The sequence below is a fragment of the bacterium genome (assembly GCA_037128595.1).
In the GTDB taxonomy this organism is placed as follows: domain Bacteria; phylum Verrucomicrobiota; class Kiritimatiellia; order CAIKKV01; family CAITUY01; genus JAABPW01.
The window spans coordinates 52,828-73,062 of record JBAXWB010000003.1 but is presented as its reverse complement, the minus strand read 5'-3'; the positions used below and the strand labels follow the sequence as shown (position 1 = coordinate 73,062).

Here is a 20,235-nt window from a genome sequence, read left to right as displayed (position 1 = left end):
ATCATGCTATTGGAAACACTCCCTCTCCCTTCAGGGGAGAGGGTTGGGGTGAGGGTGTTTCACCCAGCAAGCCTCCCGCCTGCTCCAGCCAGAGTTCCACAATGCCGGCAATCTCGCCCAGCCCTTTGGTGACAGGGACGACCTCGATCCCTGCCCGCCTCAGGGCCGTGGCCCAGGAGTGTTCACCCGCACCGGCGATATCTTCCTGCGCCGAGTAGCCGGCCGCCACCATACAAGGGGTCAGCCACACCTTTTTCACGCCTGACTCCAAACAGTCCCGAACGACCGCCTCGCGACCGGGCTTGCCGAGTATCATACCGAGTCTCAGCCGGGGGTCAACCTTATGACACCCTTCCACGGCCGCCCTGAGCGTCTTCTCCGCCCGGGGATCCTCGCTGCCATGCGCCACTAGAATGACCCGGTCCTGAGGCCCCGGGGTTTCAGGCAATCCCGCGAGCAAGGCGACCAGCGCCCGGAGCCAAACGGACTCAGATGCCATCAACGCCTGTCCCAGCACCACCTTCATCCGGTTTTCGGGCGTGTGGCTAAAAGCCATGACGGTTTCGGCCAACTCTCCGAATTCCATGCCATCCGTGAGATGCAGGGACACCACGGCCGCCCGGGTGTTCCCCTCAGCCTGCATCGCCAGCAGGGCTGCCTCGGGGGCTTTGGCCTCCAGGCCTTGCGCCACCAGCTTGCGCCGGATCGGAGCCGATGTGAACGTCCATCGCACCTCCACATCCGGAAAGCGCCTGGCTGCGGCCGCGCTGATCCGGTCGAACACGCCCCGGGCTTCCGGGCACGTGGTGCCGGGAACCGCAAAGAGAAGGCCTTTACGCTCTCCGAAAAACACCGGACTGGATTTCTTGAACTCGCGGACGGACCACAACATGCGCCCCCCCGACAGACCGGCATCCGCACCCAGTTTCTCGAAAATCCCAATGGCCTCTTCACGCGATTTAGCATGAATCATGGCATATAAATTATAAGGGAAGGCGGCGAAGGCCGGCCGCTCGTAACAGTGGGTCACATGCTGACTTTGAGCCAGAATGCCGCCCGCCTCCCTGATCCGCCCCGCCGGTGCGCTCCAGACACACATACTATTGGCGGAAAAACCCAACTGCCGGTGGCGCAGGATCAACCCGATCCGGCGGATCACGCCGCTCGCCTCCCAGCGGGCCAGCAATTCCAGCAATTCCCCCGGCTCCATGCCAAGCTCACCCGCTAGGACACCGAATGGGTCCGCACTCACGGCAATACTGGCCTGCATACGCCGCACGACCTTGCGTTCCCGCTCCGGGAGCGGTGCCACAGGCTCGGTCACCGGGAGGGCCAGCGGCCTCGCTGGCCGTCTTTGCTCATTCCGCCCGAAAACCGCCTCAATCTTGAATTTCTGCAATGCCGGAAGATTCAACACCTCATAGGGCCCCAAGGCCGCGGACACCCGCGCCAGCTCAAACGTCAATTCTTCCGCCGGGGCCGTCACGGTGAACCAGAGGTTGGGATGGCCTTCCCGTTCATAACAATGCGTGATTCCTGAAAAAGGGGCAATGCGGGTGGCGGCGGCCTCCAACTCAGAAGCAGGCACGTCCGCAGCACAGAGCGTACTCAGGTACCCAAGGCGCTGCGACTCGAAGACCGCCCCGAATCGGCGCGCCACGCCAGACTCAAACAGTGAATGGACCTTTGCCAGCACAGCCTCTTCCGTCAGTCCCAGCTCTTCCCCGATGCGGGCAAAAGGGCGGGCTGTAATGGGCAGGCCCTGTTGAAGCCGCACCAGTAATTTTGCCTCAAGATTTTGGCTCATAGGAACAATCGGGATCCTCTGACATGAAATCCCCGCTCGAGGCATACGCGCGCGCGCGACAACCTTCACACACCACGCGATAGCCACACGAGCCACATTTGCCTTTGAGCTGGGCAGGATTCCGCAGCGCAGTGAACACTTCGGAGTTCTGCCAGATCTCATTAAACGGTTGCTTGAGGACATTCCCCACGCAGAGCGGCAGATACCCGCAGGGCTGAACATCGCCCGTCCGGGAGATAAAGCAAACGGCCGACCCGGCGAGACAGCCGCGCGTCATGGCCTGCATCCCGCTGGTCGCGGCAGCAGGGTGGCCGTGGCCAGCCTGCTTTATGGTAGTCGCCGTGCCATGCCCATGCCCCGCCCCGGGACCGGGCATCGGGATGCCCTTCTCACGGGACACTTCCCGCATGATCCGGTAGTACTGGGGCGCGCAAGTGGCCTTGATATGGATGCGATCGCGCAATTCAATGGATTTCGCAAACAGCCACCGGAGAAATTTCTCCATCTCTTCGTTGGACAGTCGGGCCTCCTCGCTGATCTGGGCGCCACAGCCCACCGGGACCAGGGCGAACACATGAAAGGCGTCGGCCTTGCGCGCGAGCACAAAGTTCAGGAGCTCCTCGACTTCCTCAATATTGCTGCGGGCCACCGTGGCGTTGACCTGCATCGAGACCCCTGCGCGTGCCATCGCATCATACCCGCGTATCGTGGCGTCAAAACTGCCCGGCACCCCGCGGAAGGCGTCATGCGTCGCGGCCTTCGCGCCGTCCAGGCTCACACTGACCCGTTTGATTCCCACCTCTACAATCCGGCGCGCCATCTCATCATCCACAATGGTGCCGTTGGTGGCCAACGCCACCCGGCTGAACAACCCCACGCAGGCCTTGGCGATATCGAAGAAGTCCTTTCTTACCAGCGGCTCGCCCCCGGTGAGAATCATGATAGGATCTCCGGCCTTCCGGATGTCCCGGGCCACTGAGATAATCTCTTCAGTGGACAATTCACCCGCCGCAAAATGGTCCGTCGCTTCAGCGCGACAGTGGCAGCACTTCAGGTTACAGCGCGCCGTCAGCTCCCAAAACACCAATCTCAGCGCATCTTGTGTCATAGCCCGATCTCCTTGTCGGTCAGATAACAATCCGGCTCGGGTGACCACACATCCCCCGTCATTGCCTCGGCGCGAACCCGGAAATTACCATTGCAGATGTCCAGCCACTTGCAGGCGGCACAACGGCCTGTCAGATATTTTTTCCGTTCCCGCAGCTTGCCCATGAGGGGCTCGGAGGTGTCCGTCCAGATCTTGCTGAACGGCTTCTGCGTCACATTGCCAAACGAATAGTGACGCCAGAACTGGTCCGGATGCACCGACCCATCCCAGCTCACACAGCCGATCCCGTGGCCGCTGCTGTTACCGCCATTCATCTTGAGCAGTTTCAGAACCTCCGCCGCGCGCACCGGATCTTCTTTTAAAAGCCGCAGATAGAGATAAGGACCGTCCGTGTGATTATCGACCGTAAGGACCTCGACCTTCTTACCCCGGTTATGAAAGTCACGAGTACGATCCATGATCAGGTCGACCGTGCTCCGAGTCTCATCATGAGACATGCGCGCTTCGTGAATCAGCTTGGTCCCGCGACCGGCATACACCAGGTGATAGAAACAGACACGGGGAATCCCCTCCCGTTCAATCAGGTCAAGCACCTCGCCCACATCCCGGTAGTTCTCACGGGTCATGGTAAACCGCAGCCCGACCTTAACACCGGTTTTCAGACAGTTTTGTACTCCATCCATCGCCATCCGGAAGGCCCCCTTGACGCCGCGGAACTTGTCGTTGGTGGCCTCCATGCCATCCAGACTGATGCCCACGTATGACAGTCCGGCCTCTTTCAACCGACCGGCGATTTCGGGTGTGATCAGGGTCCCGTTGGTGGAAACGACCGCCCGCATTTTCCGGGTGGTGGCGAACTGGATCAACTCAAAGATATCGGGCCGCATCAGCGGTTCGCCGCCTGAGAATAAAATCACCGGGGCGCCGAAATCAGCCAGGTCCGCCAGCAGGGCCTTACCGGCCTCATTTGACAACTCATTGGGATAGTTCTGATCGCGGGACTGGGAGTAGCAATGGACGCAGCGGAGATTGCAGCGCCGCCCCACATTCCACACCACCACCGGCTTCTTGTCTGCCGAAAATTGCAACAGATGCGAGGGCAGATCTTTTGAAAGGCGCCCATACCGCAGGGGATCCGACGCTTCCACCGTACCGCAATAAAGTTTGGATATTCCAATCATTTCTGTAAATCCTTCCTATCGAATCCGAACAGGTCATTGACGACCCGCACATAGTTGTCCAGTTCACCCTTTTTAGCCGCCCGCTTAAGCGCCTCCCGCGGCTCCGCCAGGAGTTTCGCCACAATCTTCCTAGCCATCTCGCGGACCTCCTCCTGGCTCGGCTCCGGCAGTCCAGCCAACCGCTCCTTCGCCAGCGTGCGCTTCAAGGCGTTCTCATAAACCTCGCGTCCATGCTCATCCATCTGGCGCAAAACTTCCCGCAACCCACCGCTCTCAAAATGTTCCGAAATTTCAGCCAAGCCCTGCCGCACAATGATCCAGGCCTGCTCAACCGCCTCGCGTCGTTTTGTAATATTCTCGGCCGCAATGAGTTGCAAGTCATCAATCGAATACACGTAGACATTCTTAATGTGGGCGGCGGCAGGATCAATGTCGCGGGGAACCGCAATATCGACCATCAACATCGGCTTACCACGCCGGGTCTCAATGGCACGCTTGACGGCAGCGGCATGAATCACCAAGTGCGGCGCACTGGTTGAGCTGATCACGATGTCGGCCCGCGCCAGATAGTCTTCCAACAGATCGAATTGAATGGCCCGCCCGCCACAGCGCTCGGCCAGATCCTGTCCGCGCCCATGTGACCGGTTGAGCACCAGGACATCGGTGGCCCCCCGATCCATCAGACTTTTGAGCGCCAGCTCCGCCGTCTCGCCCGCCCCGACAATCATGACCGTCTTGGTGCTCAGGTCATCAAACACCTTCTCCGCAAACTCGACTGCCAGCGAACTGACCGACACGCGGCCGCGACAGATCTCCGTCTCCGTATGAACCCGCTTGGCCGTCTTGAAGGCCCGCTGAAAGAGGGACTGCAACACCTTGCCTGTGACTCCTGCCTCGTCGGCAATTCCGAGCGCCTGTTTGACCTGCCCGAGAATCTCGGACTCACCCACCACCATGGCGTCCAGGCTGGAGGCCACGGACAGCATATGCTCCGCCGCCTCGAGACCGCTTTTGACGTAAAAGTGATTTTCAAGTTCGTCCGCCCGGAACTGGTCATCTCCCTTGAGCAGGATTTGAAACAGGCGGTGTTTGTCGGCATTCACATCAATACCGGCGGTATACAATTCCGTGCGGTTACAGGTCGACACCAGCACGAGTTCGGAGCCCGGGAATTGAGTCCGGATACGATGCAACATGGCGGGCACCTCACTGGGCCGGACGGAGGCCTTCTCACGTACGTCAACCGGCGCCGTATGATAGCTGATCCCGATGACTCCAACATTCATGGCCCACCCACCCTCAGGCTCACCTGAATGAAGGAGTGAATAGACGTCGCGACCAGATGGACCCCGATAAAGGCAAAGAGCAGACAGCCCAGTCCGAACACCGCCACGAGGGCAATGCCCCGCCCATGACGGCCGGAACTCGCCCGCAGATGCACAAATACTGCCAGGACCAGCCACAGGATGAAGGTGGCTACCACTTTAGGATCCACAATCCACTCTTCGCCGCCACCTATCCGGCGGATCAGAACGATGCCCGTCAGGATCGAGATCGTAAGCAATAGAAAGGCTACACCGATCAGCCGGCTCATGACGTGATCCATGGTTCCCAGCGACGGGAGCCGGGACCACAAAACCCCGAAACGTTTGTTTTTAAGATTGCCGTCCTGAACCAGATAAATGACAGCACTGATACTGGCGAGGGTGAACACACCAAACGCGGCATACGCTGTGGCCACATGCAGCATCAAGCCGGCCCCCTGAACCGGCGAAGCGTCCCCACTATGCACCCTGAAAGATGACACCCCACACAGCAGCAGGAGGGTCGCGTACGGAATAAGAATTCCTGCAATACCAGGCGTATAACGGTAGGCGGCCCACAATCCATACGCGCCACTGAGAGCCAGCGCATATAACCCCATGGCATCGAAGCAGTTAAAGGCATGAAGGGTCGTTAAACCCACCCCCCGGAAGATCAGGACCCCAGCAAGAATCACCCCGCCCATCGTCATCAGGGAAATGGCCGCCCGCTCCCCGCGCGGCTTGGCACCAAGCAGCGAGGCCAACGCCAGTATAGAGGCGACCACATAACAACCCACCCCGGCAATAGAGATTATGTAGATGCTGTCCAAAGAGAGCCTCCTTAAAGGAGACTATATTACTCCGCAACGTTCCAATAATTCAAGGCCAATGAATAATTGACAGTCGCAAATGCCGTTATGTATAGTGCTGGCATACATATGGAGTAAGGCTATGCAAGCAACTATAGTGGATTTGCGATATCACATGAATGACGTTTTGAAGGCGTTGGAAAGAAATGAGAGCGTCAGCGTTTTGTATCGCGGAACAGTCAAGGGGATACTGCGCTCTATCAGCGACAAATCGGCAACCGAGGTTGCCGATCATCCGTTTTTCGGGATGCTGAAATCGGGCGATCCCGTCGATAAGGTTATGCATGATCTTCGAGGGGGGCGTTGCCATGATCTTTGATACCGATATCTTTATCTGGGTTCAGCGCGGAAACGTTAAGGCCGCCCGGCTTATTGATCAGACGCCGGAACGTCTCCTGTCGCTGCAGACCTATCTGGAACTGCTCCAGTGTGCCGAGAACAGGCGGCAACATGAGCAAACCAGGTCATTCCTGAAAGCATTCGATTTCCATACACTGCCATTGACGGAAAATATCGGGCACAGGGCGGCGATCTATATCGAAGAGTACGCCTTGTCGCATGGGCTTAGGGCGGGCGATGCGATTGTGGCGGCTACCGCAGCAGAGCATGGCTTAACGCTTTGTTCGGGGAATGGGAGGCATTTTAATTCGGTTAAAGACCTGAAGACTTTAATTTTCAAACCATAATCCAAACCCGGTCCTGTGATGAGCGCCTATTGCCGCCTATCCAAATGGAGGGCGCTGCTCCGTCAGCGCCGGTGAATATACCAGCCCCCGAAGAGCCGGCCCCCGTCGTTTCCGTCCCGCCTCCGGCCCCTGTCGACGCGGCGGTGACAGAGCACCGCCCTCCATTCATTCAAGAGCCGGTGGTCGTGGAGACGCCTCCACCGACGCCCGAAACCGAAGAAAAACCGACCTGAAACAGCTGGGATAAATCGCCCGCCAGATTATTGCTCAAACTGTATTTGCTAGTTTGAGCACCGCCATCCGTTTTTTCGCTTCACGGACTGCCGGTATGACAGGTGTCACAACGGGCAGTTTTCCAGTCATCCCCGATATCCTCGGGATGCTTAAATTCCAGTCCTGATGACGTGAACTCCGCCAACTCCTTACCGGGTCCTTGCGCCAGAATGGTGTGACAGGTATTGCAGTCCTTGGAAATCCGCTTGCCGGTCTCACTCACATGTTCCCCATCATGACACCGGAAACAGCCGGGGGTAATTTTGTGGCCGATGTGGTTCGGGTACTCATCCCAGCGCACCTTCATTTCAGGGAAAAAGTTGCCGCTATAAATGGCTTGCAGTTCCCGCACCGTGTCGTCAAGCCGGGCATCACCCGGATATTTCGCGCGTAATTCATGGTCAATCGCCGACAACGCCGCCGCCTCTGTCGTATAGGGCGCGGCAAGCAGTTTGGCCGACAGCGCTTTGATCGATGGGATCGAGCTGTCCAAACGACCCGCAGTCATCGCCGTATCCAATAACTCATTCGGCGAGCGATAGGTATGGGCCGGGCGATTATGGCAGTCAATGCAGTCCATACTGCGCCTGGGCAACGTTTTTCCCTGCCCTTCCGTAAGGCGGAGTTTTTTATCCTCGGTCTGGTAGACCGTCACTTTCCCTGACTGATCGGTCACCTGAACCCAGGGGATGACCATACGTTTGCGGTCGGTAGCGATATACTCGACGGTATTCACCCCTTCCATATGCCAGTGGATCCCCCGGATCTGGCCGTGCGAGGGATTTCCACCGCCGATATTAAGCAGCATCTTGATCGTCCAAGGTGAGTTTTTGTCATCTGTTCCGTAATGCGTCCAGGTGCGCAGCACCGCGCCGAAAAACTTGGTGGGCCAATGACACGCCAGACAGGTATCCTTGGCCGGGCGAAGGCTTTGAACCGGCGTTTCAATCGGCCGGTGGTACTTATTGAACAGAACAGAGTAGACCTGGTAGAGCCCGGAAATCTTGGCTTTGACAAACCATTCAGCACCGGATCCGATATGACACTCGGCACAGGACGTATTGGCGTGGGCCGACTGCTTGAAGGCCGTATGTTCCGGCTTCATCACCGTGTGGCAGACGCTACCGCAAAATTCCACTGATTCCGTGTAATGATAAGCCTGGTAGGCAACCACGATGCCCCCCACAGTAAAAACGGCGGCACACAAACAGAAAACGGCCAAACGGATGACCGTTCGCCGATCCCCCAGGTTGATGACGGGCATCGGGGCAATGCAGCCCTCCCGCTTCGCCCGCCGATGGGTCAGGATCATTCCCAACACCACCAGCGCGCCACACGCGCCTATAAACATGGGAATCAACAGGTAACTCACCAACCCGAAATAGGCAGACAGATTGTTCCGGGTGGCATCAACAATTACCATGACCAACCCTATCAACAGGGCACAGGCCCCCAGCAGGGCCCCCAGTAAACTTATCCAATTCCGGAATAATCCCGTCAGCTTTTTCAGTTCACCCATACTCATCGGCTCCTTACCATAACAGTGGAAAGAAAGCATAAGGGAGCCCTCCCTTTAATGCAAAATGAATCACGGCCGGCCGGGCACAAATCATCTACTAGTTTGCGTAGATTTGTCCTATTTACGATAGCGCCCCTCCGCCCTATAGTCTGGGGCTTTATTAATGCCGCGCACGGAGGATCAATCGAGTGGATAAAAATCTTTGCCAATACGTTTCCCGAGGCGGGACGCGTTCATCCCTGATGACGGGAATACTCCTCCTTTGTTGCAGTATCGGGCTCATCCCCGCCGCGCTTGGCACCACGCTCTCCAACAGCGATTGCATGGTATGCCACGATGATCCCACCCTCACCCGGATGGTCATGGGGCAAACCCAGTCGCTGCACATTGTCGAGATGGATCTGAAAAAATCCGTTCACTCCCAACTCGCCTGCACGGACTGTCATGCCGGGATCAAGGAACTGCCCCATGCGGAATCGCTTGCGGCCCCTGCCTGCGGCAGTTGTCACGAAGACGTCGCCAAGGAATACGCCGCCAGCATTCACGGCGTGAGCCAGAGCATGGGCGCCTCAGGCGCGGCCACCTGCTCCAGCTGCCATGGCAGTCACGCGATTGTCCCTGTCAAACAGGGCAACTCCCCGGTATTCAAACTCAACCTGCCTTTAACCTGCGCGCGTTGCCACAGCAACACCAACCTGACGACAGAATACAAGATGAAATTCCCGCAAGCCGCCAGCCAGTACATGGAAAGCATCCATGGCCGCGCCTTGCTCAAGCTCGGGCTCATCGTGGCCCCCTCCTGTAACGACTGCCACGGCGTGCACACCATCCGCCGCAGTGTGGACCGCAACTCCTCCATCAACCACGCCCATGTGGCCGACACCTGCGGTAAATGCCATGTAGGGGTCGAGGCCACCTACATGAAGAGCGTTCATGGCCAGCTGCTAGCCAAGGGCGATCCCCGCGGTCCCGTCTGCACGGACTGCCATAGCGCCCATCAGATCGAATCGCAGGCGGGCGGCAACCTCAAGGCGGCCAGCGACCTGCGCTGCGGCAAATGCCATCAGGCGCGCCTCGCCAACTACATGGAAACCTATCATGGCAAAGCCATTGCCCTGGGTTCCGCCAACACTGCCCCGCAAGTGGCCGCCTGTTACGACTGCCACGGCCATCACGACATCCTGCCTCCTTCCAACCCGGAGTCCCATTTGTCCTCCGCCAATATCGTGCAAACCTGCCGTCAATGCCATGAAGGGGCCTCTGAAAAATTCACCCAGTACCTCCCGCATGCCGACCCGGAAGACCGGGAACATTATCCCCTGCTCCATTTTGTCTTCCTCTCCATGACCGCCCTGCTGGTGGGCACCTTCGCCTTTTTCGGATTCCATACGGCCCTCTGGCTCTTCCGTTCCGTTTATCTCTATCTCCACGACTCCAAAACCTACCGGGAAGCCAAAATCAGCACCCAGGTGGGCGACCAGTGGTTTACGCGTTTCTCCCCGTTCGAGCGGATGCTGCATATCATGGTGGTCACCAGCTTCCTGCTGCTGGTCATTACCGGCATGCCGCTGAAATTCCATTACACGAGCTGGGCCAAGGTCATCTTCAATCTCCTGGGCGGCGCCCCGGTGGCACGCTCGCTCCACCATTTCGCGGCGATCATCACCTTCCTGTATTTCGCCCTGCACCTGACCGACCGGTTCCGCGCCTGTTGGCGGGGACGCGGGAACCTGCTGGATCCCGTCACCGGGCGGCTGACCTTCAGCAAAGTGATGTCCGTCGTGTTCGGCCCCGATTCCATGATCCCGAATCTGGATGACTGGCGCCAGTTCGTCGCCCATCAGAAGTGGTTCTTCGGCAAGGGCCCGCGCCCTCAATTCGACCGCTGGACGTACTGGGAGAAGTTCGACTACCTCGCCGTCTTCTGGGGCGTGGCCATGATCGGGGTCTCCGGACTGGTGATGTGGTTCCCCATCTTCTTCACCCGGTTCCTGCCGGGCTGGGTGATTAATGTCGCCATGATCGTGCACTCCGATGAAGCCTTGCTGGCGGCGGGCTTTATCTTTACCTTCCACTTCTTCAACACGCATTTCCGGATCGAGAAATTCCCCATGGACACCGTCATCTTTTCGGGTCGCATCTCCAAAACCGAGATGCTGCACGAGCGGAAACGCTGGTACGACCGGCTGGAATCCGAAGGCAAACTTGACGATTACCGCGTCCGGGATGAGTGGTTCCGCTGGAAGGAAATCGCCAAAACCTTCGGCTATCTCTTCTTCGGTACCGGGCTGATATTACTGGTCCTGATCGCCGTGGCCATGACCACCCGGCTGATGCATTGACGGAGATTACTATGCGCATGAACCATTATCTGCGGCTGGCCTTGATATTAGGAACGCTTCCCTTATGCGCCCGCGCCATCGATAATTCCGACTGCTTCGGGTGCCACGAGGATAAGAGCCTGACCAAAAAGGATGCTGCGGGGAAAACCGTGATTCTCTTTGTGGACGCGGCCAAGTACGCCACCTCCACTCATGCGAGCAACACCTGCACCAGCTGTCACACCGACATCACGGAGGTTCCGCATCCGGACAAGTTCATTGCCAGGCCGGTCACCTGCGCCACCTGCCACACAAACGCCGTCCAGTCCTATACCTCTGGCCCACACGGGCTAGCCCGGAAAGCGGGAAACACCAACGCCGCCACGTGTGCCGATTGCCATGGAAAACATGACGTCATCCCGGCCCGGATGTCGGCCTCCCCGCTCAGCCACGATCAGCTCATGACCACCTGCGGGAAATGTCATACCCAGGCGGTGGGCATCTTTAAAGACAGCATCCATGGCAAGGCTCTGGCTCGCGGGATCCGGGATGCACCGACCTGTACGGACTGTCACTCGGACCACCAGATGAGCAGTTTGAAAACGGCGTCTGTACTCAAGGTTGCCGTCGATGTCTGCAGCCGTTGCCATGCGTCCGAGCGGTTCAATGCCCGGAATAATCTATCATCCGACCGGGTCACTACCTTTTTCGCCAGCTATCACGGCATGTCGGCCAAGTTAGGGTCCAGCCAAAGTGCCAACTGCGTCAGTTGTCATGGCGCCCACAACGTGCTGCCCTCTTCGGACCCCAAGTCCTCCGTCAACAAAGCCAATATGGTCAATACCTGCCGCAAGTGTCACCCGGAGGCTAACGAAAACTTCTCATTTGGAAAAATCCATCTCGACGAAACCTCTGTTGCGAGTACCGGCGACCGCCTGAACTGGTGGATCCGCCATATTTACATCCTCATGATTGTGGGGGTAATCGGAGGAATGTTAGGCCATAACATTCTTGTTTTCCGCAGGAAAATCCAGGCTTTATGGAGCAGAAAAGAGCGGACCGTCATTCGCATGACCCGTTCCCAGCGCTATCAGCATTTCTTTTTACTCACCAGTTTCAGCGCCTTGGCGATTACGGGCTTTGCCCTGGTTTATCCCGACTCCTGGCTGCACTACCTGATGGGCTCCAGCGAAACCGTCCGGCGCGTCGGACACCGTGCCGCGGCCGCCGTCATGATGGCCCTGGCGGTGTATCACACGATCTATATTATCAGGGCAAAGGAAGGCCGCAAACTGGTGAAGGACATTTTCCCCTGCCCGCAGGATGTCCTGGATGTCATCGGGAATCTCCGCTACCTGATTTTCCCGAGGGCCCCGAAGCCTGCGTTCGGCCGGTTCAGTTATGGAGAGAAGGCGGAATATTGGGCAGTGGTATGGGGCACTTTGATCATGGGGCTTACCGGCCTGATCATTATGTTCAAGATGCAGATCACGGCGTGGGCGCCGCGCTGGGTCATCGATGTGGCCATCACCATCCACTACTATGAGGCCATACTGGCGGTGCTCGCCATTATTGTCTGGCACTTCTACCACGTGATTTTTGATCCGGATGTCTACCCCATCAACACGGCCTGCCTGGATGGCCGCATGCCGGAACATCTGTATCACGAGGAACACGCGCTGGATACGGAGACGCTGGCAGCGGCGGAGGGGGAAGAGGCGAAGGAAACGCCCCCCACGGCAAACTCATAGTGTTTAAGTTGCCAGGTTGTTAAGTTGTTGAGGGCAAAAGGCTTTCACTTAACAACGCAGCAGCCTGACAACTCAACCACTCACACGGTCATTTTACAATGACCGTGGCGTCTTCCAGAATAACATCGTATTTGTAACCTGACCCGAAATCCTTATCCGTGTTCAACGTGCCGCTCACGGTAACCACATCCCCGACGTTCACTTCAGCCTTGGTGGTGACCACTAAATCGTTATTGCCTTCGGCACCGGATCCATCACGCACGTGCAACCAGTTCATCCCTAGAATCTTCGGAGTCACCTTCACCGCTTTGGCTCGGACGATAACAGTCTTTCCGGACAACGCCGCTCTGCCTGACCAGATTTCCGCCACCGTCCTGCCGCCCTCCGGCTTTTCGATGGAGGGCATGTTCGGGGCCGCCGGCCCGTTTTTCCGGGCTACCATCGGGTGCCCGGCCGGCAGCTTGCCAGCCCCCCCTGCCGGGGCGGGGCATTCACTTCCTGCCAGGGTAATGGAGCCGGCCAGAGTGAGGTCCGGGAAGGTCCGATTCAGCACCTTGCTCTTGAAATTCTTAGCGGGCATGCCCCCTTCAACCGTCACCCGATCGCCAACCTTGACCGCAAATACCGGTCCGGCTGCCCAGATCTTCTCTTTGCCCGTGTCGATCTGAACGTAGGTATAGCGGCTGGCATTCGTTGTTTCCAACACGACCCCTGAAAATGAGCCCTCGGCAGGTCCCTGCATGCTCCCTGCCGCCGCACACATATCTGCCCCCATGGCGAACCGGCCCATCGTCAACACCAGCGTCCCTACCATCATTGCTTTTTTGTTCATTGCCCGACCCCTCATTTTTCTTAACAACTCAACAACCAACAACTTAACAACTGCGGGCTTGTCACGACTTCGCGTAACTGTGCAAGCCGGATAGAAGAAAGTTAACCCCGTAATAGGTGAACAATACCGAAACAAACCCGATGATCGAAATCCAGGCGGCGCGACGCCCACGCCAGCCGCGCATGAAGTTGAAATGCAGAAAGGCGGCATAGATGAACCAGGTGATCAGGGACCAGGTCTCTTTGGGGTCCCAGGACCAATACGTACCCCACGCCGAGTTCGCCCACACTGCGCCCGTCAGGATGCCAAGGGTCAGGAACAGGAATCCGAAGGAGATCGTCTGCGACACAATAGTCTCAAGCGTCTGGCGAGTCTCAATCTGCGCCGCCCCCCCCTGTCGCGTGGCAATCAGGAACCCCACGGCCGCCACCGCGGAGATGGCAAAGGCCCCGTATCCAAGAAAGCAGGTCATGACGTGAAACGACAGCCAGTTACTCTGGAGCGCCGGCATCAACGGGCGGATCTCTGATTCAAATGTACTGGCATGGGCCAGGGCCAGAGCCGAAAGCGCCGCCGCCGCCGCCGCCAACCAGGGCAACTTCGTGCGGATCCGGAGCAGCAGATACACCACGGCCACCGTCCAGCCGAAGAGAACGAGGGATTCAAACATATTGCTGAAAGGCGCCCGCCCCGCCTCCACCCAGCGTATTCCCAGATAAATCGTCTGAATGGATACCCCGGCCACAATCAAGCCGTTGGCAATCAGATCAAAGAGATGCCGTCGCGACATCAGACAGATCACCGCGCACACCATGGCGCAGAAATAGGCCGCCAGACTTACATTAAAAAGCGTTGTCATGTTAAAAATCGTCGTCATGAAAGTCCTCCCGTCGTCCGGCGCTGATCCCCCATCCAGGGGCCCACGCAAAACACCAGCGTCAGCCCTGCCATCATTAAAATAAAACCCGCATACACCACCGGAATACCGGGATCGCGCACGACCTGCAAGGCGCTCCAGGTCAGATCCTCAGGATTATAACTGGTTTGATAAAAGGAAAAACCGCCCCACGAAAAGGGGGAATTCACCGCGATGGTCCGGGTACTGACCACCACGCCGTTTTCAATCACTTCAATCGTGCTTTTGAAGGCCTTGATATCCCCGCCCCGCATCCCCATCCCGGGAGACGGTGCCGACTCATACTGAAATTTGAGCGGCATGGCCGTACCGGCACCGCCATGACTGCCGAAATCAGGAAAGTGGGCAAACACCCACTGCGTATTGGTGACTCCGCTACCTGTAACCATGACCTGCAGGGCTGGATTATTGGGTACATCGGAACGGGACTTCACCTCCCCCGTCTCGCCATCAACGATAAAATCAGGAACCACCTTGAGCACCGTGATCCTGAAAGCAGGGTCGGCGCCAACGGCATGTTCCACATTCAACTCAACCGGAAACTTAGTCTCAATATTTTTGTCCGCCCATTGCACCAACAGTTGGTCCGTCGCTGCCCCGAGAGTTTTATGAAACTCCAGCTCAAATTTGGTCAGGCGAATGGAAAATGGGAACTCCATACTCCCGTCGGAACTCTCCGCGGAATTCACAACCTGCCCCTCATGAAACTGGATCATCCCTTTCTGCCCCCAGATCACCCGCATCACCCCTCCCGCCAATACCAGCAACAGACTGACATGAGTGATAAAGGATCCGATGACCCTGAGTCGTTTCGCGCCCGTGGCCGTTTTGATGGCACGATAGCGGCGCCCCGTACACACCATCAGACTGGCCGCCAAGGCAAACAACAGGCCCACAAACCACCAGGAGTAAAATACGCGCGTCAACCCAAGGGCGGACAACACGCCCAGCACCGGATGCCCGCCAGGTCGGGCCAGATAGGACTCCACTTGTGATCCCTGTGGAATCAACGTTCCGGCAATACAGGCCAGAGCAAGCAACAGAACTACCGTCAGGGCAAATACCAACGACCCTAGCAGTCGCGTGACGGGATTTCCCCTTCCAGATGTTACGTCCTGTTTTTTTGATTCCGATGGATCACTCATAGTGGACAAATATAATCTCTTTTGAAGGGAATGGCAAGAGCTCAGGCGGCTTATTCTGGAGCCGGCGCCGACAGATCGACGTCATCCATTGAGATCTTCGGAGTTGGAGCGCTTTCTTAATGGAGGGCGCCGCTCTGTCGGCGCCGGCTCCAAAACGTCCAATTATTTCTGAACTTTGGGATCAGGGTGCTTGATCTTCTCGTAGGCCTGCTCGACATCAAACCCGACCTTTTTGCCGTCTTTCGTCGTAAACTTATCGGCCTTCCAGGTGGGCGACTGCTCGTTATGGCACAGCGTACAACTGTCCGTGGCGGGATAGGTCATCCCCCCCTCGATGCACTTCTTGTGGTCTTCCATGACGGCTTTTGATTTGTAATTTTTTCCCGGCCCGTGGCAGGACTCGCAGGAGACACCATCCTCGACAAGCACCTTGGCCGTGTCGGCTTTGACTTCTTCGGTGAAATTATACGCCGTTGAATGGCATTTCAGACATTTGCCGCTCTTCTGAGGTTCCGCGACCCCTACTTTGGCGCCTGCCGCTTTGGCTTCCGGACTCGCCAGCAGTTCGTAGGCTTTTGAGTGCGGACTGCTCTGCCATTTGCCAAACTGGTCTCCCGTGTCCGCCTTTTTATGACACATGGCACAGGATTTCGTTCCCACATACAAGGAGGCGTCACGATCCGCCGCAATGGCCGAAACGGCGGACAAGCCGAAAGCCAACACAGCACCCGAAACCAACCACTGACTAACTAGTTTCTTCATGCATTCTCCTTGAGTTGAGATCCCTTTTAACACATTTACAGACACACCGAACTGACTTAGATTTATATCAAATCCATCGATTCAAAATCAAATGGTATTCCGTAATAATCCTAAAGAACTTGCTGCAAAACAGGGCATGAACTAAAGTGATAAAAATTACAACAACAGGGATCTACCCATGAAATCATCTTATCGTCTACTTGCCTTTTCCGCGACCACCGTCGGTGTCGCCATTCTGGGTTTAGTGTTCTGGCGTCAACAGTCGGAACTCACCCGGATGCGAACGGCCAATGAAACGTTAGCCGCTCAAAATGCCGAACTTAACAAAACGGCTGGCTCCGGAAGCAGGACCGCCGGAAAGACAAGCGGGGCTGCCTCCATGCCTATCGCTGGATCTGCCACTTCCCACATGAAGGGCACACAAACGGAGCCCTCCCTAAATGCATTTCAAAACGCATCAGGCGACGGGGAAGTATCAGAAGCCATCCCCAAAGGCAAAGGGCTGAAGCCTTGGCAGACACCCACAGCGCCGGAAACGCCGCCAGCCCTGGATAGAAACAGGATGATCCTGGCAGATGCCAGCGTAAAACCCGTCGCCGACGGCTTGGTGGCAACCATGAAATTCAATTCCATCAGCAATGTCGCGACGGAAAAACTCGCATTGGTGATTCGCCTGGACAAACGGTCTGATGCGAGGATATTGAACCTGGTCCCTGCCGATCCCTCCAATTACACCGACGTGGGCACCCGGGTATCTGAGAACGGAAAATTCGCCATCTTCACGGCCTCCATCAGGGATGCCAGATCCATTTCGTTCCATCTGGCCCTGTCAGGCCCGGACGTAGCCGATGTCAGAGGCTCATGCGGCATCACCCCGTTTTTACTCGAAGTTGACGCCTCGGGAGCCATCGTCCGGGATTTCCCGGCTCAATAAACGCTTCCCCGGTGGCTATCGGTGACAATAGGAGCAGTTCCCCTGATCGCCGAATCGGTTATGAGTGGGGGGCCAAATGCCTTGATGCACCAGCGAGCTGTTCCCACCCGGGTGACATACGGCACACTGATCTGCCTCGGGGGTCCCTATATGACAGGCATTACAATGTCGATCCTTCCACCCAGCCGAATGCGGGTTAGGATGGTTTGCCACTGAGGTGACCCCTTCATGGCAGATCCCGCAGCTGGCCGCCTCGGTGCCGGCATGGCAATTGTTACAATGGGTCGTAAGCCAGCCCGCAGGATGGGGATTCACATGCCCATCCGCTAAAGAGCCGCCATGGCACACGGTGCATTGCTGCGACTCAGGAGAGCCGGGGTGACAGACGGTGCAATGCTGTTCGCGCCATCCGCCGCGATGCGGGTTCGGGTGGTTCGCAATCGAGGCGCCCCCTTCATGACACACCCCGCATTGTTCCGACTCGGGCCCGGCATGGCAATGGTTACAATGCTGATCCCGCCAGCCCGCCAGATGGGGGTTGGGATGGGAACTGATTTCCGCCTCATGGCATAACGCACAGCCGGTTCCGTTTGCCTTGCTGGTATGACAGCTGTAACAGTGACTTCGATTCCATCCTGCCGTATGAGACTGGGGCCGGGTGTCAGCATGACAGGCATCGCACGAATCCTGTTGGTGGCAGACCAGGCATCGTGACCGATCCCACGCGGCCTGAATCCCGTGGGTCTTGAGCCGCCATAGATTGTTGTGCGAAACCGGCATGGTCACCTGATGACATTCCCGGCACGATTCCTCGTGATGACAGACACCGCAGGCATTGTCCGGCTCAGTCCCAAAGGCACCATGCCGCCTCGTCCAGTTCTGGGAGTGACTCGCGGGCGGGGTTTTGGGATCCATATCCACATGACAGGCGGCGCACTCCATTCCCCACCGGTGCGCCTTATCGCGCATTTCGACTTTCGCTTTGCGCGTCATCTCCGGAACGCGGGTTAAGGCCTTGTCCAACAACATCCCGTGGCAGTCGGCGCAGCGGTTCGTCAGGGCGGGGGAATGCTGAAAAACCCCATTCACCGGGCTAGCCATCTTTCCGGGCTTATCCAGCGACAATTCACGCAAGTCCTTTATTTTGTGGCACATCCCACAGGTCTTCGCGTCAATTTTCTTGGACTCTACCCAATCCTCATGGCAATCCTTGCACGACGCATGCGTGGGGGTGGCGAAACGGCCATCGGCTAATTTCCCATGACAATCGGCACAGGCCATTCCGTTATCGGTCACATGAAGATTATGGCTGAAGGCGAGCTTATAACTCTCCTCTTTATTACACCCGGCCACCAACAATACCGACATCAGGCTGATAGCCACCTTTTGAAAAAATGAATTCATTTCATACGCCTTTTTCAAAATCGCACCTCAACCGAGCCTCGGGCCCTATAAGCTAACTCGCCGACATTTTTCTGGTCCTCAATGTCCCCCTGCAGCCTCAAAATCAACTTACGTGTGACGTTCCATTTTGTCCGCAAAAAATAGGTAAGTGTATAAGGCGTCTGCTCGGAAACGGTGCCATCCTCATAAAACACCGTCTGCCCGCCATTGGCGGCATAGGAAATATCGGAGTAGCTCTGGTAGGAATAGTCCACATACGCGGACCCCACACTGACTTCCCAGAGGCGGCGATACCGGTAGCGAACTTCCCCGCTCAAACCCAGAAAGCTATCGCCCTCACTGACATCCCAATACTGCAAAGAAAGGGACGAACTCACGGCCTTGCTGGGCTCATAGACCAGCGTCAGATCATAATCAAGGTAGTCCCGATTGCTGTAATCCTGATCCCCGCTATCTGCAAGCCGGGCCGATATGCCGGGCGACAGCATCCACTTGGGCGAGAAGGCATACGACACCCGTGAATAGAGGTAGGAGTAAGGTTGCTGGCCTCCGAGCTGGTTGTAAAGAGGTGAGTAGGCCCGGGTTTTGGCATCAAAGGAGCCCCACCGGCTTCCGCCCACATGAACATCGGTATTCCCATCAGGCGCGAAGTATGACCCCTCCAGCAGCGCCATGCGGAATTCATCATTAAGCACGGAAAGTTGGCCACGCGTCCGCAGGGAGTCGGTCACGTCCTGTTGAAGATCGACGAAATAGTTCTGATCATCCCCGGCCTGCCGGTCTTCATAGTATTCAGCCCAGGTGAACCGGGTGCGGTTTCCTGTCCAGGGCCGCCCAACCACCGAAGCGCCGGCGGCATAGTCACCGGATACCGGCGTATAATAACTGACAGGCTGACCAAAATAAACCCGGCCGCCCAGCGGCCCATTTTCGAAAAACATGGCCTGCCCGCCATCCATCTGAAGATAATCGGCAATATCGACATATTGACGCCCGAGCCGTAATTTCAGGTCGCCCTTGGGGTCGTGAATATCCCCGTACGCCTGCAGCAACCGGTCCTCAATCACACCACTGGCATCATCCGCGCTGCGATAGGTTCCATCCTCCGCTGTCGAACCGTCCAAATCAGTATGCTCGCGCCCGGACGCATAAAAATCAAAACGCCCATTCCCCAGGTCACGTCCACTCCCATACCAGTAGGTGTAAAGGTCCGAATCCTGGGAATTCCCTTCCGACCGGAAATCATATTCCATACGGAGTCGGCCATCATAGTGAGGCGTGATCTGGGCGGGCACAACGGGGATGGCTTCAGCGGATCCTCGGAGAGGAATAAAAACAAAAGTGGCAACGATCCCGGCCAGGATGGTCGCCGTTGTCACAGCGCTATGCCTCATCGTCACTGGCTTCATCGTATGGTTAATCC

At 57.1% G+C, this 20,235-nt stretch carries 17 protein-coding genes; 5 read left to right on the top strand and 12 right to left on the bottom strand.

The window, feature by feature from the left end; all coding sequences use genetic code 11:
- Nucleotide 1 precedes the first annotated feature (1 nt).
- The 5 genes from WCS52_02475 to ccsA are packed head-to-tail and all read right to left on the bottom strand — an operon-like array spanning nucleotide 2 to nucleotide 6,230.
- Nucleotides 2-1,807, bottom strand: coding sequence for a sirohydrochlorin cobaltochelatase (locus tag WCS52_02475; GenBank protein MEI6166036.1), 1,806 nt, complete (start codon nucleotides 1,805-1,807; stop codon nucleotides 2-4).
- On the bottom strand, nucleotides 1,791-2,915 hold the full coding sequence (locus WCS52_02470; protein ID MEI6166035.1) for a radical SAM protein: 1,125 nt from the start codon (nucleotides 2,913-2,915) through the stop codon (nucleotides 1,791-1,793). Before WCS52_02470 ends, WCS52_02475 begins: the two co-directional genes overlap by 17 nt.
- Nucleotides 2,912-4,096, bottom strand: a complete 1,185-nt coding sequence (ahbC, locus tag WCS52_02465; GenBank protein MEI6166034.1) for a 12,18-didecarboxysiroheme deacetylase — start codon at nucleotides 4,094-4,096, stop codon at nucleotides 2,912-2,914. Before ahbC ends, WCS52_02470 begins: the two co-directional genes overlap by 4 nt.
- Nucleotides 4,093-5,382: a glutamyl-tRNA reductase gene (hemA, locus tag WCS52_02460; GenBank protein MEI6166033.1), complete on the bottom strand. Its 1,290-nt coding sequence runs from the start codon at nucleotides 5,380-5,382 to the stop codon at nucleotides 4,093-4,095. Before hemA ends, ahbC begins: the two co-directional genes overlap by 4 nt.
- Complete coding sequence (gene ccsA, locus WCS52_02455) at nucleotides 5,379-6,230, bottom strand: cytochrome c biogenesis protein CcsA (GenBank protein ID MEI6166032.1); 852 nt, start codon at nucleotides 6,228-6,230, stop codon at nucleotides 5,379-5,381. Before ccsA ends, hemA begins: the two co-directional genes overlap by 4 nt.
- Nucleotides 6,231-6,351: 121 nt before the next feature.
- Between ccsA and WCS52_02450 the strand changes: the two genes are divergently transcribed.
- Together WCS52_02450 and WCS52_02445 are read left to right on the top strand one after the other, a co-directional pair.
- The gene (locus tag WCS52_02450) at nucleotides 6,352-6,588 is read left to right on the top strand and encodes a type II toxin-antitoxin system Phd/YefM family antitoxin (protein MEI6166031.1); all 237 of its coding nucleotides are present in this window, start codon (nucleotides 6,352-6,354) and stop codon (nucleotides 6,586-6,588) included.
- Entirely contained in the window at nucleotides 6,578-6,955 is a 378-nt protein-coding gene (locus WCS52_02445; protein MEI6166030.1) for a type II toxin-antitoxin system VapC family toxin, read from the top strand. Before WCS52_02450 ends, WCS52_02445 begins: the two co-directional genes overlap by 11 nt.
- Before the next feature lie 313 nt (nucleotides 6,956-7,268).
- On the opposite strand, the gene WCS52_02440 is transcribed toward WCS52_02445, so the two are convergent.
- Complete coding sequence (locus tag WCS52_02440) at nucleotides 7,269-8,747, bottom strand: NapC/NirT family cytochrome c (GenBank protein ID MEI6166029.1); 1,479 nt, start codon at nucleotides 8,745-8,747, stop codon at nucleotides 7,269-7,271.
- Between the two features lie 242 nt (nucleotides 8,748-8,989).
- Between WCS52_02440 and WCS52_02435 the strand changes: the two genes are divergently transcribed.
- Nucleotides 8,990-11,089, top strand: coding sequence for a hypothetical protein (locus WCS52_02435; GenBank protein MEI6166028.1), 2,100 nt, complete (start codon nucleotides 8,990-8,992; stop codon nucleotides 11,087-11,089).
- An 11-nt stretch (nucleotides 11,090-11,100) separates the two neighbouring features.
- A complete protein-coding gene (locus tag WCS52_02430; GenBank protein ID MEI6166027.1) occupies nucleotides 11,101-12,819 on the top strand; it encodes a cytochrome b/b6 domain-containing protein in 1,719 nt (572 codons plus the stop codon).
- 88 nt (nucleotides 12,820-12,907) lie between these two features.
- On the opposite strand, the gene WCS52_02425 is transcribed toward WCS52_02430, so the two are convergent.
- The 4 genes from WCS52_02425 to WCS52_02410 form a co-directional block, all read right to left on the bottom strand.
- Nucleotides 12,908-13,651: a hypothetical protein gene (locus WCS52_02425; protein ID MEI6166026.1), complete on the bottom strand. Its 744-nt coding sequence runs from the start codon at nucleotides 13,649-13,651 to the stop codon at nucleotides 12,908-12,910.
- Between the two features lie 61 nt (nucleotides 13,652-13,712).
- Entirely contained in the window at nucleotides 13,713-14,528 is an 816-nt protein-coding gene (ccsB, locus tag WCS52_02420) for a c-type cytochrome biogenesis protein CcsB (protein ID MEI6166025.1), read from the bottom strand.
- On the bottom strand, nucleotides 14,525-15,712 hold the full coding sequence (locus tag WCS52_02415) for a cytochrome c biogenesis protein ResB (protein ID MEI6166024.1): 1,188 nt from the start codon (nucleotides 15,710-15,712) through the stop codon (nucleotides 14,525-14,527). Before WCS52_02415 ends, ccsB begins: the two co-directional genes overlap by 4 nt.
- 162 nt (nucleotides 15,713-15,874) lie before the next feature.
- Entirely contained in the window at nucleotides 15,875-16,474 is a 600-nt protein-coding gene (locus WCS52_02410) for a cytochrome c family protein (GenBank protein ID MEI6166023.1), read from the bottom strand.
- 178 nt (nucleotides 16,475-16,652) lie between these two features.
- On the opposite strand from WCS52_02410, the gene WCS52_02405 reads away from it, so the two are divergent.
- A complete protein-coding gene (locus WCS52_02405) occupies nucleotides 16,653-17,408 on the top strand; it encodes a hypothetical protein (GenBank protein MEI6166022.1) in 756 nt (251 codons plus the stop codon).
- A gap of 15 nt (nucleotides 17,409-17,423) precedes the next feature.
- Here WCS52_02405 and WCS52_02400 read toward each other — a convergent pair whose 3' ends face one another.
- Nucleotides 17,424-18,812 (bottom strand): cytochrome c3 family protein, encoded by a 1,389-nt coding sequence (locus WCS52_02400; GenBank protein MEI6166021.1) that lies wholly within the window; start codon nucleotides 18,810-18,812, stop codon nucleotides 17,424-17,426.
- A gap of 14 nt (nucleotides 18,813-18,826) precedes the next feature.
- The gene (locus WCS52_02395) at nucleotides 18,827-20,221 is read right to left on the bottom strand and encodes a hypothetical protein (protein ID MEI6166020.1); all 1,395 of its coding nucleotides are present in this window, start codon (nucleotides 20,219-20,221) and stop codon (nucleotides 18,827-18,829) included.
- Nucleotides 20,222-20,235 lie beyond the last annotated feature (14 nt).

Excerpts from the sequence above, each read along its gene's own strand:
- WCS52_02475 (MEI6166036.1), bottom strand. The coding sequence starts at position 1,807 with ATGAGCCAAAATCTTGAGGCAAAATTACTGGTGCGGCTTCAACAGGGC.
- WCS52_02470 (MEI6166035.1), bottom strand. The coding sequence starts at position 2,915 with ATGACACAAGATGCGCTGAGATTGGTGTTTTGGGAGCTGACGGCGCGC.
- ahbC (MEI6166034.1), bottom strand. The coding sequence starts at position 4,096 with ATGATTGGAATATCCAAACTTTATTGCGGTACGGTGGAAGCGTCGGAT.
- hemA (MEI6166033.1), bottom strand. The coding sequence starts at position 5,382 with ATGAATGTTGGAGTCATCGGGATCAGCTATCATACGGCGCCGGTTGAC.
- WCS52_02450 (MEI6166031.1), top strand. The coding sequence starts at position 6,352 with ATGCAAGCAACTATAGTGGATTTGCGATATCACATGAATGACGTTTTG.
- WCS52_02445 (MEI6166030.1), top strand. The coding sequence starts at position 6,578 with ATGATCTTTGATACCGATATCTTTATCTGGGTTCAGCGCGGAAACGTT.
- WCS52_02440 (MEI6166029.1), bottom strand. The coding sequence starts at position 8,747 with ATGGGTGAACTGAAAAAGCTGACGGGATTATTCCGGAATTGGATAAGT.
- WCS52_02435 (MEI6166028.1), top strand. The coding sequence starts at position 8,990 with ATGACGGGAATACTCCTCCTTTGTTGCAGTATCGGGCTCATCCCCGCC.
- WCS52_02430 (MEI6166027.1), top strand. The coding sequence starts at position 11,101 with ATGCGCATGAACCATTATCTGCGGCTGGCCTTGATATTAGGAACGCTT.
- WCS52_02425 (MEI6166026.1), bottom strand. The coding sequence starts at position 13,651 with ATGAACAAAAAAGCAATGATGGTAGGGACGCTGGTGTTGACGATGGGC.
- ccsB (MEI6166025.1), bottom strand. The coding sequence starts at position 14,528 with ATGACGACGATTTTTAACATGACAACGCTTTTTAATGTAAGTCTGGCG.
- WCS52_02415 (MEI6166024.1), bottom strand. The coding sequence starts at position 15,712 with ATGAGTGATCCATCGGAATCAAAAAAACAGGACGTAACATCTGGAAGG.
- WCS52_02410 (MEI6166023.1), bottom strand. The coding sequence starts at position 16,474 with ATGAAGAAACTAGTTAGTCAGTGGTTGGTTTCGGGTGCTGTGTTGGCT.
- WCS52_02405 (MEI6166022.1), top strand. The coding sequence starts at position 16,653 with ATGAAATCATCTTATCGTCTACTTGCCTTTTCCGCGACCACCGTCGGT.
- WCS52_02400 (MEI6166021.1), bottom strand. The coding sequence starts at position 18,812 with ATGAATTCATTTTTTCAAAAGGTGGCTATCAGCCTGATGTCGGTATTG.
- WCS52_02395 (MEI6166020.1), bottom strand. The coding sequence starts at position 20,221 with ATGAAGCCAGTGACGATGAGGCATAGCGCTGTGACAACGGCGACCATC.